The 14,611-nt window shown below is 66.8% G+C and carries 13 protein-coding genes; 8 read left to right on the plus strand and 5 right to left on the minus strand.

All coding sequences use genetic code 11. From position 1 onward, the window contains the following. Window positions 1–75: 75 nt before the first annotated feature. Window positions 76–2,064, minus strand: coding sequence for an MFS transporter (locus RM25_RS01800; RefSeq protein WP_155405165.1), 1,989 nt, complete (start codon window positions 2,062–2,064; stop codon window positions 76–78). A gap of 77 nt (window positions 2,065–2,141) precedes the next feature. Between RM25_RS01800 and RM25_RS01805 the strand changes: the two genes are divergently transcribed. The 3 genes from RM25_RS01805 to RM25_RS01815 all read left to right on the plus strand — a co-directional run bounded on the left by RM25_RS01805 (window position 2,142) and on the right by RM25_RS01815 (window position 4,279). Then, complete coding sequence (locus RM25_RS01805; RefSeq protein WP_144406026.1) at window positions 2,142–2,819, plus strand: hypothetical protein; 678 nt, start codon at window positions 2,142–2,144, stop codon at window positions 2,817–2,819. A 58-nt stretch (window positions 2,820–2,877) separates the two neighbouring features. After that, a complete protein-coding gene (locus RM25_RS01810; RefSeq protein WP_055344129.1) occupies window positions 2,878–3,642 on the plus strand; it encodes a hypothetical protein in 765 nt (254 codons plus the stop codon). A 61-nt stretch (window positions 3,643–3,703) separates the two neighbouring features. Next, window positions 3,704–4,279, plus strand: a complete 576-nt coding sequence (locus tag RM25_RS01815) for a hypothetical protein (RefSeq protein WP_044635960.1) — start codon at window positions 3,704–3,706, stop codon at window positions 4,277–4,279. A 524-nt stretch (window positions 4,280–4,803) separates the two neighbouring features. Here RM25_RS01815 and RM25_RS01820 read toward each other — a convergent pair. Continuing rightward, window positions 4,804–6,372 (minus strand): aspartate:alanine exchanger family transporter, encoded by a 1,569-nt coding sequence (locus RM25_RS01820; protein WP_013160326.1) that lies wholly within the window; start codon window positions 6,370–6,372, stop codon window positions 4,804–4,806. A 233-nt stretch (window positions 6,373–6,605) separates the two neighbouring features. Here RM25_RS01820 and purD point away from each other — a divergent pair, with 233 nt between their 5' ends. Next, window positions 6,606–7,886, plus strand: a complete 1,281-nt coding sequence (gene purD, locus RM25_RS01825; protein WP_036942298.1) for a phosphoribosylamine--glycine ligase — start codon at window positions 6,606–6,608, stop codon at window positions 7,884–7,886. 28 nt (window positions 7,887–7,914) lie between these two features. Next, a complete protein-coding gene (gene purB / locus RM25_RS01830) occupies window positions 7,915–9,348 on the plus strand; it encodes an adenylosuccinate lyase (protein ID WP_013160328.1) in 1,434 nt (477 codons plus the stop codon). A 9-nt stretch (window positions 9,349–9,357) separates the two neighbouring features. On the opposite strand, the gene RM25_RS01835 is transcribed toward purB, so the two are convergent. Then, window positions 9,358–10,464, minus strand: coding sequence for a DUF2207 family protein (locus tag RM25_RS01835; RefSeq protein WP_013160329.1), 1,107 nt, complete (start codon window positions 10,462–10,464; stop codon window positions 9,358–9,360). A gap of 97 nt (window positions 10,465–10,561) precedes the next feature. On the opposite strand from RM25_RS01835, the gene RM25_RS01840 reads away from it, so the two are divergent. The 3 genes from RM25_RS01840 to purQ all read left to right on the plus strand — a co-directional run bounded on the left by RM25_RS01840 (window position 10,562) and on the right by purQ (window position 12,447). Continuing rightward, entirely contained in the window at window positions 10,562–11,440 is an 879-nt protein-coding gene (locus RM25_RS01840; protein WP_013160330.1) for a phosphoribosylaminoimidazolesuccinocarboxamide synthase, read from the plus strand. 82 nt (window positions 11,441–11,522) lie between these two features. Continuing rightward, on the plus strand, window positions 11,523–11,768 hold the full coding sequence (gene purS, locus RM25_RS13480; protein ID WP_013160331.1) for a phosphoribosylformylglycinamidine synthase subunit PurS: 246 nt from the start codon (window positions 11,523–11,525) through the stop codon (window positions 11,766–11,768). Window position 11,769: 1 nt separating this feature from the next. After that, window positions 11,770–12,447, plus strand: coding sequence for a phosphoribosylformylglycinamidine synthase subunit PurQ (purQ, locus tag RM25_RS01850; protein ID WP_013160332.1), 678 nt, complete (start codon window positions 11,770–11,772; stop codon window positions 12,445–12,447). 78 nt (window positions 12,448–12,525) lie between these two features. Here purQ and RM25_RS01855 read toward each other — a convergent pair whose 3' ends face one another. Both RM25_RS01855 and RM25_RS01860 read right to left on the minus strand, forming a co-directional pair. Then, a complete protein-coding gene (locus tag RM25_RS01855) occupies window positions 12,526–13,224 on the minus strand; it encodes an Ltp family lipoprotein (RefSeq protein ID WP_080774448.1) in 699 nt (232 codons plus the stop codon). A gap of 178 nt (window positions 13,225–13,402) precedes the next feature. After that, window positions 13,403–14,500 carry a type I restriction endonuclease gene (locus tag RM25_RS01860; protein ID WP_044635961.1) on the minus strand — a complete coding sequence of 366 codons (1,098 nt, stop codon included), beginning with the start codon at window positions 14,498–14,500 and terminating at the stop codon, window positions 13,403–13,405. Window positions 14,501–14,611: the final 111 nt, after the last annotated feature.

Below are 14,611 nucleotides of genomic sequence, written 5' to 3' on the forward strand. Positions count from 1 at the left end.
AGGCTGACGAAGCCCGGGACGATGACGCCCAGCCCGACGGAAGCCCAGCCCGGCGGGAGCCCAGCCCGAGGAAGCTCAGGCCGTCTGATCGCCCGCAGGCGGTTCCTGCGTGCCCGGTTCCTGCCGCTCTGAGTTCTGCCGGCCCGAGTTCTGCGTGCCCGAATTCTCGGCCGGGGGCATGTCCGGATCCCTGGGCCGCAGGTCGCCCATCGGGTGATCCTCGTCGTCGGGCATCCGGGGCACCCCGGCAATCGGGGCGTCGGCCGGGAGCTCGCGGCGCACCCGCGGCTCATCGGAGGTGAGTCGCAGTGCCGCGCGCAGGTTGGCGCGGTCGTGGCCGGTCATGCGCTGGGTCTCCTGCAGCAGGTATTCGCCCCAGCTGGGCACCGAATAGCGTTCGAAGAACAGGCCGGGGTCCTCCAGCCGGTGCGTCAGCTCCCAGAAGTTGGCGCCGGTGCGCATCCGCGACAGCCGCACCGCGTCCATTGCGGTGACGAAGGCCGGCGCCTTGTCGGGATGCACCCGATAGCTCACCTGGATCTCGATGGGTCCGGTGCGCGGGTCGACGCTGTTGGCCATCGACAGGTTGTGGGTGATCAGGTCGTGGCTGCGGTCGAGCTCGCCGGTGCGCGGCCGGATCGGCCAGAAGCGCACCGAAATCGGCACGAACACCAACAGCAGGCCGCCGGCCACCAGGAAGGAGATTTGGGCCGTCCACAGGGTCGCGATGGTGCCCCACAGGGGTGAGCCGAGCGCCTGGCCGGCCATCACGATGAGCAGGTAGATCGCCATGCCGCGGGCCCTCACCCAGGGCGCCAGGGTGAGCTGCAGCAGCGAGTTGAAGGTGGTGAAGTTGCACATCCATGCGATGCCCGCGACGACCAGCGAGACGCCGACGCCCCAGCTGGGCAGCAGGGCGGCCCCGACCGTCCCTGCGCCGTAGGCGATGGAGGCGACCACCACGATCTTGTTGCTGCTGATGCGACGCCGCAGCCATGGCAGCACGAACACGCCGCTCAATGCGCCGACGCCCAGGCAGGCCAGCAGCACGCCGTAGCCACCCGAACCCATGTGCAGGCGGCCATGGGCCTCCACCGGCAGCAGTGCCCAGATGGCCGACGCCGGCACGATGAACAGTGCCGTGCGCAACATGATGCGGTTCACATGGGGCGCGGCCTTCGTGTAGCGCATGCCCGAGAACAGTGCCGAACGGAAGGGTTCGCGGCGTCCCACCCGCTTGGCCGGACGCTTCCAGGTGAGCACCGCCACCACCGACAGCACATAGGCCGCGGCGTTGACCGCGAAGACGGCCGAGGTGCCGGCCAGGGCCACCAGGAAACCGGCGAAGGCGGGCCCCAGCGCGCGGGCGGCGTTGATGGTCACCGAGCCCAGGGCGGTGGCCGCCGGGATCTGCTTCCTGGGCACCAGCGAGGGGATCACGGCCTGCCAGGTCGGGGCGTTGAGCGCCATGCCACAGCCCAGCAGGAAGGTGCATGCCAGCAGCCCCACCGGGGTGAGCACGTGCAGGAATGACACCACCGCCAGCACGGTGCTTGCCCCGGCGGCGATCAGGTTCGCGGCGAGCAGCACATGGCGACGGTCGTAGGAATCGGCCATCACCCCGGCCGGCAGCCCGAAGAGCAGGGAGGGCGCGGTGGTGGCGGTCTGCACCAGGGTGATGAACACGGCGCTGGCGCCCACCTCCACCAGGAACCACTGCGCACCGACGGTCTGCATCCAGCCGCCGATGTTGGCGCCCAACTGGGCGAGCCACAGGATCAGATAGGCACGAATGCGGAAGGGGGCCCATGGGGACGACTTGGCCATGCCGCTGCTCACCGCCTTCTGTTCTGATGTGGGGACTGCTGTGATGTGTTCCGGTGCTGTGGTGCGCCCCCAGCACTCTATCCGGCCCCACTGACGTGGACCGGTGCGCTGGGGTGGCCCACCCATCCGTCCACCGACCCGCCGACCGGCGCCGTCGCCGTGGCGACAAGCCGCACCGCTGACATCGTCGTCACAAGCTGCCCGGATAGAGTCGGGGTGGAAATATGGCGTGCGCATCGCCACGATGCGTGCCACCCCTTGCCGATCAGGAGCATCATGCGTGTCGTCCCGTTGTTCTCATGTGCGCTGGCGTGATGGCGCTCAGCCTCGTCGCTGCCGGATGTTCCAGCACGGGCGCCCCGGCCTCGGTGCCGACGCGCAGCGTGGAGGAACTCACCAAGGACATGGGCAATGCGGTGAACTCGCAGGCCTCCACGAAGTCAGTGCGCATCACCGACTCGGGTGCCCAGAAGGACCCGACGAGCGCCGACGCCACCCAGAACTTCGTGGTCGAGGGCACCATGGACGGCTCGAACATGCTCTTCGAGCAGAACTTCAGCACCGGCTATTCAGTGTCGATGGTGCTCGTGGACGACAAGGTGTACACCAAGGCGAACGACAAGTACTGGCAGCTCAACGGCGACGTGGACGGCGCCACGGTGGCGAAGTATGCCGACAAGTGGGTCAGCGACGACCCCAACACCACTGCCGACAATGTGAAGAACACCGCCCCGGTGAAGGTGCTCACCACCGTGTTCACCGAGCTGCAGGCCGACACCTTCCAGAAGGTCGACATCGTCAAGCGCAATGGCAAGAAGGTCTACCAGATGACCAATGACAAGGGCTCGGAGGTGGACGTCGACCCCGCCACGATGTACCCGATCCACATCAAGCTGAGCAACCACCCCGACACCTTCGAGTTCGAGAAGTGGAACAACGCGGCCACCCAGGTCGTCCCGCCCGCCGACCAGACCGTCGTCTACTCAGGCTGATCGTCCACGCGGGCCGGCCCGCTGCGACGTGCCCGACCCACCTACCCGCAGGAGAAGGATGAAATACCGTCCCTTGGTTGTCCTCGGCAGCTGTGCGCTGGCGTTCGGCCTGGTGGCCGGGTGCTCGGCCAAGCCGGCGGTGAGCGGTGCCGGCTCGTCGGCCAGCTCCGCGTCGTCGAGTGCGTCGCCCAGCAAGTCCGCCGGCGAGGTGATCGACGCCATGATGAAGGCGATGCAGCAGGCCACCTCGGTGCGGGTCGCCCAGGTGCAGGGTTCCAGCAGCCCAGTGCAGGCCAGCGGTTCGGCGGGTGCCTCCGCGAGCGCCGCGGCCCCGGTCTCGGTGGTCAGTGAGGGCTCCCTGACGGGCGCGAACTACCTCTCCGACCTCTCGCTGGCCGGCGGCAGCCATGTGAACGTGCTGGTGGTGGACGACCAGACCTACCTGCAGGGCAATGACGCCTATTGGGCTTCGGCCGGCTCGCCGGAGGACCTGCGCAGGACCCTGGTGGGCAAGTGGGTGAGCAAGCAGGCGATGATCGATGGCTCAACGCTCAACAAGCTGGAGCCGTCCACGGTGATCGCCGAGCAGGTGGCCGACATCAGGGGCCAGGGATTCAAGAAGGTGGAGCAGGACACCCGCGATGGCCGTCAGGTGTTCAGGCTGCGCGCGAATGGTGACGCCGAAGTGGTGATCGATGCCGCCACCATGCTGCCGAGCCGTGTGAAGGTGACCTCGCGCAGCTTCCCCACCGACCTCAGCGAATGGAATGCCGTGCCCCTGAAGACGGCGCCCCCCGAAGACCAGATCGTGAAGGTCAGCTAGCACGCCGGTCCGTCGCCGTGCCCGGCCACCGTTCCCAGCCCCAAGGAATCGCAGGAGAGAAATGAAGCTTCGTCCATTGGTCCTCGTCGTGGGTGCCGCCCTGTCGGTGACGCTCGTCGCCGGTTGCGGTGGGAGCTCGTCGAGCGGGGCGTCCGTGCCGACGACCACCTCGGTGGAGGGACAGTTCGACGACTCCAACTACCAGCTCGCCAACAGCTATGCCGGCGGGGCGTCGCTCAATGTGCTGATCGTCGACCAGAAGGGCTATGTGAAGGGCAATGTGACCTACTGGACCGGCGTGGGGTTGCCCAATGATGATGCCACCGCGCTCTCGCAGAAGTGGGCGCAGGGCAATTCGACCCGGCCCGAGGCGTTTGCCGAGTACTCCCCGTCGAAGGTGCGCGACCAACTGGTCAGCGACCTGGACGCCACCACCTTCACCAGCTCTGAATCAATCACCGTCAACAACAAGGCCGCTTACCGGCTGCAGTCGGCCACCGGCACGCAGCTGGTGATCGATGCCGAGACGATGCTGCCCAGCGCGATGAAGAGCCAGACCAAGACCTATGACATGAGCCAGTGGAATTCGGTGAGCCCCAAGGTGGCACCGCCCACCAGCCAGGTGACCACCGGCTGAGGCCCCGACGAGCCGTCGGCCCGGTGGCCATCTCGCAATACAAGACAAACCGGCAAAGTGTCGGCAGTCCCGCGGAAAGAGATTACCTTTCATCCATAGAGATGCCGATTGAGTTGGACGGCGTCCCGATGTGGTGGCAACCAGGTGCGGCGACAATAGGGTGCGGTGGCAACAAAGAGGTTGACGGCAAGCGCGGCAGTTCCAGCAAGCAGTAGCAACACAACAGACGGCCCTTACGTCGTTGGCAACACAGCGTCGCAGGGCCGGCAGAGCTCGATGCAGCTGACGAGGCGGAAAACATCCGCTTGGTGACAACGCACGTCAGTGACATCGATCACAACCGGTTCCAGTGCCGTTCGAATCAGAGCCTTGGGCAGTGGATCCGGTTGTTCCAAGGGTGGATGCCCCGTCGGGGCGACCCGGCGGGGTAGCCCCGATGCAGCGAACGGTTCCGTAACTCGCGCACCCCGCAACCCGCGCGCCTCTCAACCCGCATGTCTGGGGGCGGTCACCACGGCAGCCGGCTACAACAGCAGCGGGATGACCTGCACCAACAGGATCTTCACCACCGTGCCCAGCGCGAACAATGCCCCGTAGGCGGAGTCGATGCGCTCGTCGTTGACCAGCTGGTTGGCATAGCCCAGCACCGCTGGCTGGCCGACGAATCCGGCAAAGCCCCCCGCCGCACGCTGCGCCGACAGGCCCAGCCACTTGGCTCCGAGGAGCACCACCAGCGCGCCCAGTACCAGTGCGACCGCCGAGACGAGCAGGATCTTCAACCCGATCAGCGAGAACGCCTGCGACAGGAAGGCCGGACCGGTGGCCAGGCCGACGCATGCCAGGAAGATCATGAGGCCCATCTGGCGCAACACCGAGTTGGTCGCGTGGGGCAGGTCCCAGCGGAACGGGCCGGTGCGGTGCAGCGCGCCCAGCACCATGCCGACGATCAGCGGGCCCGCGGCGCTGCCGAGCTCGAAGTTGATGCCACCGGGCAGCGGCACCCGGATGGCCCCGGCGAGCAGGCCGAGCGCGATGCCCAGCCCCAGCGTCAGGGCGTCCAACTGCGAGATGCGGTTCTCCGAGTCACCGAAGAAGTCCTGCGCGTCGCCCATCCGTCCGCGCGGCACCACGGCCAGCACGCGGTCGCCGGGCTGCAGGATCAGGTCGTCGGTGGCCAGCATCTCCAGGTCGCCGCGGCGCACGCGGGTGACGATGCCGTCGAGGTTGCTGCGCACGTTGATGTCGCCGATGGTGCGTCCGGCAAGGTGCGGGTTCGACACCAGGAAGCGGCGGTAGTCGACGTCGCGGCGGTTCTCGGTGAGGCGCATCTCGGAGGGATGGCCCAGGAACTCGACCGCGCCCTGCACGTCGTCGGGCATGCCCACCACCAGCACGATGTCGCCGTGGTGCAGGTAGTCGGCGGCGGTGATCAGGCGCATCTCGCCGGCGCGACGCAGGTAGCTCATGCGGATGCGGGAGGGCCACCCGGGGATCTCGCTCATGCGGGTGTCATGGGTCACCAGGGTGCTCACGGCGGTGATGCCGGCTTCTGCCATCGACGTGTTGTCGCGTTTGCCGGGCCAGCGCTTGGTGGCCACCATGGCGACGATGATCATGGCCACGATCACGCCGGTGGGGTACGACACCGCATATCCCACCAGGGTGTCGGGGGAGTTGTTGGTGGCGTGTTGGGCCGCGTCGATGGCCGGTGAGGTGAGCACGCCGGCGAACAGGCCGGCCACGTGCCCACTGGACAGGTTCACCATCCTGCCGACGCCCACGCCGAAGCCGGCCATCAGCAACAGGCCGACGACGCCGGCTAGCATGAGCGTCCACTGGCGCTTGAGGTCGGACAGGAAGGTGGAACCGGCGGCCAGGCCGACGGTGTAGCAGAACAGTCCGACGCCCAGTGACTTCACCAGGGTCATGCCGTCGCCCAGCCGGGGATCGAGCATGCCCACCATCAGGCCGACGAACAGGGCGCCGGCGGCGCCGAAGCGCAGGGGGCCGAACTTGATCTGGCCGAGCAGCGCCCCCAGCGACAGCACCCCCATGATGGTGACGAGGGGATATGAGACGAGGAAGTTGATCATTCGCGCCTCCTAGTGCGGGCCGAGGTGACCATACCGGAGACGGGCTGTCGCGGTGCCATGCGTTCACCATTGCCGGCGGTTCACCGGGTGCCGGGCGCCGTGCACGGAACGGCGCCGGGCACGGCTCGGACGCATCGCAAGCACTGCCGTCCGCGCCTGTGGTGCCCGGATAGACTTCCCGCGTGACTGCACCGAGCACTGGTTCTTCGACGCATTCGTCCCCCTCCGGCCATATTCGGCCCACAGCTGATTCGCTCACCGTGCTGGTGGTGGGCGCCGGGGGACGCGAGCATTCGTTGGCCCTGGCTGCCAGCCATGATCCCGGCGTGGGCGCGGTGCACGTGGCCCCGGGCAATCCCGGCACGGCCGCCTTCGCCACCAACCACCCGGTGGACATCATGGATGGGCCCGCCGTGGCCGCCCTGGCCACCTCGATCGGTGCCGACCTGGTGATCGTGGGGCCCGAGGCCCCGCTCGTCGCCGGTGTTGCCGACGACGTCCGCGCGGCCGGTATCGCCTGTTTCGGGCCGAGCCGCGCCGCCGCCCAGCTGGAGGGGTCCAAGGCGTTCGCCAAGAAGGTGATGGCCGACGCGCAGGTGCCCACGGCCCAGTCCCGCGTGGCCACCACCCCCGCACAGGCCGCCGCCGCCCTCGACGAGTTCGGTGCGCCCTATGTGGTGAAGGACGACGGCCTCGCCGCCGGCAAGGGTGTCATCGTCACCTCCGACCGCGCTGCCGCCCTGGCCCATGCGGCCGAATGCGACCAGGTGGTGATCGAGGAATACCTCGACGGACCCGAGCTGAGCCTGTTCGTCATCACCGACGGCACGAGCGCCGTGCCGCTGCTGCCGGCCCAGGACTTCAAGCGGGTGGGGGAGGGCGACGCCGGCCCGAACACCGGCGGCATGGGCTCCTATGCGCCGCTGCCGTGGTTGCCGGCCGATGTGGTCGACGAGGTGATGGTGCAGGTGGTGCGTCCCACCCTGGAGCGCATGCGCGAGCTGGGGACGCCCTTCGCCGGGCTGCTCTATGTGGGGCTGGCCCTCACGGCCGCCGGGCCGCGCGTGGTGGAGTTCAATGCCCGCTTCGGCGATCCGGAGACCGAGGTGGTGCTGCCGCTGCTCGAGGGCCCGTTCGCCCGGGTGTTGTTGGCCGCCGCCACCGGCACCCTGGCCGATGCACCGGCGCTGACGGTGGGGCCCGGTGCCGCAGTGGGTGTGGTGCTGGCATCCACCGGATATCCCACCGACCCGCACCCCGGCGGCGTCATCAAGCTGCCGCCCGCCCATGACGATGTGCAGGTGATCCATTCGGGCACCGCCCTGGACGCACACGGCCAGCTGGTCTCGGCCGGCGGACGCGTGCTGGTGGTGGTCGCCCGTGGCATCGACCTGGCCGATGCGCGCGCCAAGGCCTATGCCGCCGTTGACCGCATTGATTTTCCCGATGGCTTCTGCCGACGCGACATCGCGTCGCCGCAACGGTTGGCCGCCATCGCCGACCAACTCAGCTGACCCTTTCCGCTGTCCGCAAGGAGGACCCATGACCGTTCCCAATGTGTTGGCCACCCGTTATGCGTCGGCCCAGATGAAGCACATCTGGTCGCCCGAACACAAGATCGTCGAGGAGCGCAAGCTGTGGATCGCGGTGCTCGAGGCGCAGCGCGACCTGGGCGTCGACTTCGGCGGCGACGACCCCGACGAGGTGATCAATGCCTACCAGTCGGTGATCGACGAGGTTGACCTCGCCTCGATCGCCGCCCGCGAGCGGGTGACGCGCCATGACGTGAAGGCCCGCATCGAGGAGTTCAACGCGCTGGCCGGCTACGAGCACATCCACAAGGGCATGACCAGCCGTGACCTCACCGAGAACATCGAGCAGCTGCAGGTGCTGCATTCGCTCCAGTTGGTGCGCTCGCGTGCCGTCACCGCCCTGGCCCGGCTCGGCGAGCTGGCCGCCCGCTACGAGAGCCAGCCGATTGCCGGACGCACCCACAACGTGGCCGCCCAGGTGACCACGCTGGGCAAGCGCTTCGCCACCTGCGCCAACGAGCTGCTGGTGGCCCACGCCCGGCTCAGCGACCTGATCGACCGCTACCCGGCCCGGGGCATCAAGGGTCCGGTGGGCACCTCGCAGGATATGCTCGACCTGCTGGGCGGCGACGTCGACAAGCTCGCGGAGTTCGAGCAGCGCATCGCCACCGGGTTGGGCTTCAACCATGTGCTCATGAGCACCGGGCAGGTGTACCCGCGCAGCCTCGACTTCGACGCGGTCACCGCGCTGGCCCAGACGGCTGCCGCGCCCAGCAACCTGGCCACGAGCATCCGCCTGATGGCCGGTAACGAGCTGGTCACCGAGGGCTTCAAGCCCGGCCAGGTGGGCAGTTCGGCGATGCCCCACAAGATGAACACCCGCAGCTGCGAGCGCATCAACGGCATGAGCGTGGTGATCCGCGGCTATGTGTCGATGGTGGGCGAGCTGGCCGGCGACCAGTGGAACGAGGGGGATGTGTCCTGCTCGGTGGTGCGGCGCGTGGCGCTGCCCGACGCGTTCTTCGCCATCGACGGGCTCTTCGAGACCTTCCTCACCGTGCTCGCCGACTTCGGGGCCTTCCCCGCGATGATCCAGGCCGAGCTAGACCGCTATCTGCCGTTCCTCACCACCACCAAGGTGCTGATGGCGGCCGTGCGCAAGGGCGTCGGTCGTGAGGACGCCCATGAGGCCATCAAGGAGAATGCGGTGGCGGTGGCCCTGGAGCTGCGTGAGACGGGCTCGAAGGTCAATCCGCTGTTCGAGCGCCTCGCGGCGGACAAGCGCCTGGGCCTCACCCGCGATGAGCTGCACGCCCTGGTGAGTTCCCCGCTGGAGCTCACCGGTGCGGCCCGCGTGCAGGTGGGCCAGGTGGTGGCGCAGGTCGAGAAGATCGTGGCGGACGACCCCGAGTCGGCCCAGTACCATCCGGGTGCCGTGCTCTGATCGGCTGACTCAGCCGTCGTCGCGGCCGTCCTGCTTGCCGCCCGCATCGACGAACTCCTGCACGGCCCGGGCGAAGGACACCAGGGGGTTGTCGGCAGGGGGCGTCGGGGCGTCGTGTCGCGAGGTGCTGGCGCCCACTCGTGTGCCGGCGGGCCGCGCTGTTGCCGGCACGGAGAACCAGGCCAGGTCGAGGCGCACCGGCTTGCCCCATCCCGCGGAGCGTTGCGCCATGGTCGACATGGTGGTCGCAAAGTCCTCTGCGCTGCCGAAGACGAGCGTCCAGGGCAGCGTCGCCTTGAACAGGGCGGATGCCCCGGCAGGGTCGACCTGTTCGGGACGCAGCGCGTCCAGGTGGCGTCGGTAGGCATCGAGGTCGTCCAGCAGGTGGTTGCCCAGGGCCGAGCGTGGCGCACGCAACCGGCCCAGGGAGGCCAGCAGGAGGCCGCCGGCCACCACCAGCAGCGGCCCGACCATGGCGCTCCACTTGCTGGTGGCCATCACGTCGATCGCGCTGATCACGGCCAGCACCAGGCCCACGATCGTCAGCACCCCGCCGACCCAGCCCCACGTGGTGTGGTGGTCATGCGGGTCGCGATGGAACCAACCCAGCCGGGTGCCCTCGGCGCGCAGCGCCTGACGGGCCTGCGACAGGGGCTCCGAGTGGTCGGCCAGCAGCAGGCCGAGTCGCACGCTGGGGCGTGGCGTCCGCTCGTCGGTGCCGGGCACCGGGGGTGCGGTGAAGATGGCTGCCAGCACGGCCCGGTCGGCCTCGGGGAGGTCGGCGTCGGCCTTCTGGGTGCGTTGCATCTGCCAATCGGGGGCTCCGGCCCCCTGCGCGGTCAATCGGGTGATCTGCAGGTATCCGCGGGCGGCCAGGTCGGCCAGCGCCACGAACACATCGCGCATGTCGGTGCGTCCGTTCAAAAGGGCGCCCGCCAGGCCGGGCTCGACGCCGGCGGGAGGTTGATCGTGGGTCGTGGGCGCGATGAGTCCCGGATCGACGTCGGGCAGGGCCTGGTCGGCACGGTGGCGACGTCGGGTGATCGTGTAGACCGTCGCACTGAAGACGGCGACGACCACGCCGAATACGAGCATGATCAGTTCTGCCTGGCGCACGCGAACCCCTCCTGCCCGAAAGACTAGACAGTCACGGGGGTGACCATGTGGAACCGCGCGGCAACGGACAGCACCGGTTCCGCGTAATCTGGGCCCCGTGAAGCACGCCCAGTATGCGAACCTCGGTCTGCCCCTGATCCACGCCGGAAAGGTGCGCGAGCTGTTCGACCTGCCCCGCGAGCCGGCACACCTGCTGATGGTGGCCACCGACAACATCTCGGCGTTCGACTATGTGCTCGATTCCATGATCCCCGACAAGGGCGTCGTGCTCACCCAGTTGTCGCTGTGGTGGTTCAAGCAGTTGGGCGACATTGTGGACAACCACGTGGTGAGCACCGACGTACCCGACGAGGTGGCCGGTCGCGCGATCGTCGCCGAAAAGCTCGACATGGTGCCGGTGGAGTGCGTGGCACGCGGCTACCTCACCGGATCGGGCTGGGCCGAATACCAGGAGACGGGCTCGGTCACCGGCATTGCGTTACCCGCCGGCCTGCACGACGGTTCCCGGTTGCCCGAGCCGATCTTCACGCCGGCCACGAAGGCACCGATGGGCGAGCATGACGAGAACGTCAGCTTCGACCAGATGAGCCGCACGGTGGGCTACGATACCGGGGCGGCCATTCGCGACCTGACCCTGCGGCTGTATGCCAAGGCCGAGCAGATCGCGCGGGAGCGTGGCATCGTGCTCGCCGACACGAAGTTCGAGTTCGGGCGTCGCCCGGATGGCGTGCTCGTGCTGGGCGATGAGGTGCTGACGCCGGACTCGTCGCGCTTCTGGGACGCCGACGCCTACGAGGCGGGCCGGCTCGAGAGCTTCGACAAGCAGTACCTGCGCGACTGGCTCACCCACGATTCGGGATGGGACCGCAGCAGCGGCGAGCGTCCGCCGGCGCTGCCTGACGCCATCGTCACGGCCACTCGCGAGCGCTACTTGGAGGCCTTCGAGAGGCTGACCGGTGCGCCGTTGGCGCTGTGAGCGCCGCCCTGATCGCCACCGGGATAATCGTCCGGGTTCAGACGGGGAAGGCTTTGCTGGGCCGGCAGGATAAGCTGCGCGCATGGCCCGTGTAGTTGTGGACGTCATGCCGAAGCCCGAGATTCTCGATCCGCAGGGAAAGGCCATCACCGGCTCCCTGTCGAGGATGGGATTTGACGGGCTCAATGTCCGTCAGGGCAAGCGCTTTGAGATCGAGGTTGACGGTGGAGTCACCGAGGAACGCCTCGTGCAGGTGAAGGAAGCCGCTGAGAAGCTGCTTGCCAACACCGTGATCGAGAGCTTCACCGTGCACATCGAGGACAACTGAGGTGACCTCTCGCATTGGGGTGGTGACCTTTCCCGGCACGCTCGACGACCATGACGCGCTGCGCGCCGTGGAGCAGTGTGGCGGCGAGGCGGTGAGCCTGTGGCACGCCTCTGATTCGCTCAACAACGTTGACGCCGTGATCCTGCCCGGCGGATTCAGCTACGGCGACTATCTGCGGTGCGGCGCAATTGCCCGTTTCGCGCCCGTGATGGATTCGGTGATCGATGCCGCCAACAAGGGCATGCCGGTGCTGGGCATCTGCAACGGCTTCCAGATCCTGTGTGAATCGCATCTGTTGCCCGGGGCGCTGATGCGCAACGAGAAGATGAAGTTCATCTGCCGTGAGCAGCGGCTGCGCGTCGAGGTCACTGACACCACGTGGACCTGCGCCTTCGCGCCGTTCGAGGAGATCTCGATCGTGCTCAAGAACGGCGAGGGGAACTACATCGCCGACGACGAGACGCTGCGGATGCTGCGCGACAACAACCAGGTGGTCTTCCGCTACCTGGACAATCCCAATGGGTCCAGCGACGACATCGCCGGCATCACCAACGACCGCGGCAATGTGGTCGGGCTCATGCCGCACCCCGAGCACAACATCGACGAGCTGACCGCCGGATCCACCGACGGTCGTGGCTTCTTCGAGTCGGTGCTCAAGTTCCTCAGCGCACGCGTCTGACGCGCGTCCGGGCCCCGCAAGCCGCCGCACGGGCAACCTGCGGGGCACCGGAATCCTGCATTCGGGCCTCAACGTGGATCAATCGTTGAGATGGGCGAGTGCGTAGTCGGCCTCGGCCTGGGTGAACTTGCCGCCGTAGCTCGAGGTGAGCTGGTCGTGGATCGCGGCCGGTGACATGTTCAGCGTCGACTGGTAGCTCTTGGCGGCCGCCAGCGCGTTCGCGTTCCAGTCGGCCTTCACGTTGTCGATGGCGTACTGGGCGGCCGGGGCACTGAACTGCTCGCCGTATTCCGACACCAGCTGGTCGTAGACCCCCTGCTTCGACATGTGCATCATCGACCCGGCGTACGAAGCGGCCTTCTTGGCAGCCGATTGGTACTCAGGGGGCACGGCCGGCTGTGCAGCAGTGGTCGGCGCCGCCGCCTGGGTGGTCTTCGGCGCCGAGGTGGTCGCAGGGCGGCTGGTGGCCGTGGTCGCAGGCTGCGTCGTCGACGATGACGTCGAGGACGACGAAGACGAATCCGAGCCCTTGGTGAGGCCCTGGCATCCCGCGATCACCGCGATGAGCACGACAACGGCGATCACGATGTTGCGCACGGTGTGCTTCTTCTTGCCTTGGCCTTCCGGCGACTGCGGCGGCTGCCCGCCAGCGGGCGGCTGCGGGGGCACGGGTGGTTGGCCGCCCGGCGGGGGCGGCTGCGTGCCCGACGGGGGCTGGAAGTCCGGCTGGCCCTGCGGCTGGTTCGGGTAGGGCGCATCTGGTGGGTTGATGCTCATGGGAGCTCCTTCGCTCGCGGCGATTTGCCGATAGCCAAGAAGCTAGTGAGCACCTCTGACAGTTTTCGGACGCCGGGGGCCGCCACGCGCCGCCACGGGGCCGGGGACGGCCCTTCAGAGCAGACTCACTGCGCTGAAGGACCGATGGCTCCAGATCATGTCAAGGGCATCCAGTCGGCTACACGTACCGTCGCGCTGCTTCCCGAATCTCGTCCGCGTAATTGTAGATGTCTTGGATCTGCTCGATGGGCAGACGAGTTTCGGTCTTGTCTTCGTCGAGCAGCCCGATCGACTTTGCTTTGTGGTCAAGATGCAGGCGGCAGATGGGCTTGCGGTTGTTGTCGTCGACCAGAATGCCAAAGTAGGACTTTGCGTCGCGATAGAAGATGCGGTCCCAGTTGATTTCGGATGCTGCGACGGCGCGGACGATCTGGAATCCTTCGAGTTCCTCTTCTGTGGTGATGACGCCGGGCTTTTCTTGGTTTGTTGTTTCGCTTTGGGGGGCAGTCTCCTCCGGGCTCGCATCGGTTGACGAGGCGACCACTCCTACCGCGGGAGCTTGATCTTGCAGGGCAGACTTGAGTCGTGCATTTACGCGGTCATTGAGGAACTGTTTCGTTGCTTTGCCGACTAGCGGGTGGAAGAAATCGCGGACCCTGGCTGTGATTGATCCCTCGTACACATGCGCAACAATCAGGCGCAGGAAGTCGTCATCAGGCTCTTCGAACAGGGCGGCTAGGGTCTTCTTGATGCTTGAAACGTATTTTAGCTCTTCCGCGGCCGTGAGGACTGAATCAAGATCAAAGCTCTCCCTGGTGAGCTTCTTCAGCTCTGGGAGAATGTAGGGATCAATGTTGGTGAGGTCAAGCAGCAAGAATGGCTTCTCGTCCATCTTGTTCGGCTCATCCAGATCGGTGAAGAACTCCCACGTCTTTCCATTCGTGAGAACTCCGATTCGTGCGCTTGATACGTGAAAATATCGGAACAGTTGTGATGCATTGTTGAGACTGAGGGGCTCATCGATTCTCTTGCATTCGATCAGCACCTGCACCTCACCGTTGCGGCGGATGGCGTAGTCAATTTTCTCGCCCTTTTTCGTCCCTACGTCGGTCGTGAATTCCGGCGTTACTTGGGTTGGATCGAATACGTCGTAGCCGAGCACTTTGGACATGAATGGCATGATGATCGCGTTCTTGGTGGCTTCCTCAGTGTCCAAGGTGTTTCCGTAGTCGCCAATCCGACTTGCGATGTCTTCAAGTGCGTCTTCGAAATCCATTATGACCGACTCCTTGGTCGTGGTGCGATCGGCGTTGGCTTACCCCGGTCGGGGTGGCACGCAGCAATTTATCAAATGGAGCGACGGTGTGCAGGCAGTGTGGCAGATTCA

Source organism: Propionibacterium freudenreichii subsp. freudenreichii, from assembly GCF_000940845.1.
GTDB classification, from domain to species: domain Bacteria; phylum Actinomycetota; class Actinomycetes; order Propionibacteriales; family Propionibacteriaceae; genus Propionibacterium; species Propionibacterium freudenreichii.

What these genes read in the sequence shown, in the direction of transcription:
- RM25_RS01810 (WP_055344129.1), top strand. Translation starts at nt 2,878, where the DNA reads ATGAAATACCGTCCCTTGGTTGTCCTCGGCAGCTGTGCGCTGGCGTTC.
- RM25_RS01860 (WP_044635961.1), bottom strand. Translation starts at nt 14,500, where the DNA reads ATGGATTTCGAAGACGCACTTGAAGACATCGCAAGTCGGATTGGCGAC.
- purS (WP_013160331.1), top strand. Translation starts at nt 11,523, where the DNA reads ATGGCCCGTGTAGTTGTGGACGTCATGCCGAAGCCCGAGATTCTCGAT.
- RM25_RS01800 (WP_155405165.1), bottom strand. Translation starts at nt 2,064, where the DNA reads ATGCGCACGCCATATTTCCACCCCGACTCTATCCGGGCAGCTTGTGAC.
- purB (WP_013160328.1), top strand. Translation starts at nt 7,915, where the DNA reads ATGACCGTTCCCAATGTGTTGGCCACCCGTTATGCGTCGGCCCAGATG.
- RM25_RS01805 (WP_144406026.1), top strand. Translation starts at nt 2,142, where the DNA reads ATGGCGCTCAGCCTCGTCGCTGCCGGATGTTCCAGCACGGGCGCCCCG.
- RM25_RS01815 (WP_044635960.1), top strand. Translation starts at nt 3,704, where the DNA reads ATGAAGCTTCGTCCATTGGTCCTCGTCGTGGGTGCCGCCCTGTCGGTG.
- RM25_RS01820 (WP_013160326.1), bottom strand. Translation starts at nt 6,372, where the DNA reads ATGATCAACTTCCTCGTCTCATATCCCCTCGTCACCATCATGGGGGTG.
- RM25_RS01855 (WP_080774448.1), bottom strand. Translation starts at nt 13,224, where the DNA reads ATGAGCATCAACCCACCAGATGCGCCCTACCCGAACCAGCCGCAGGGC.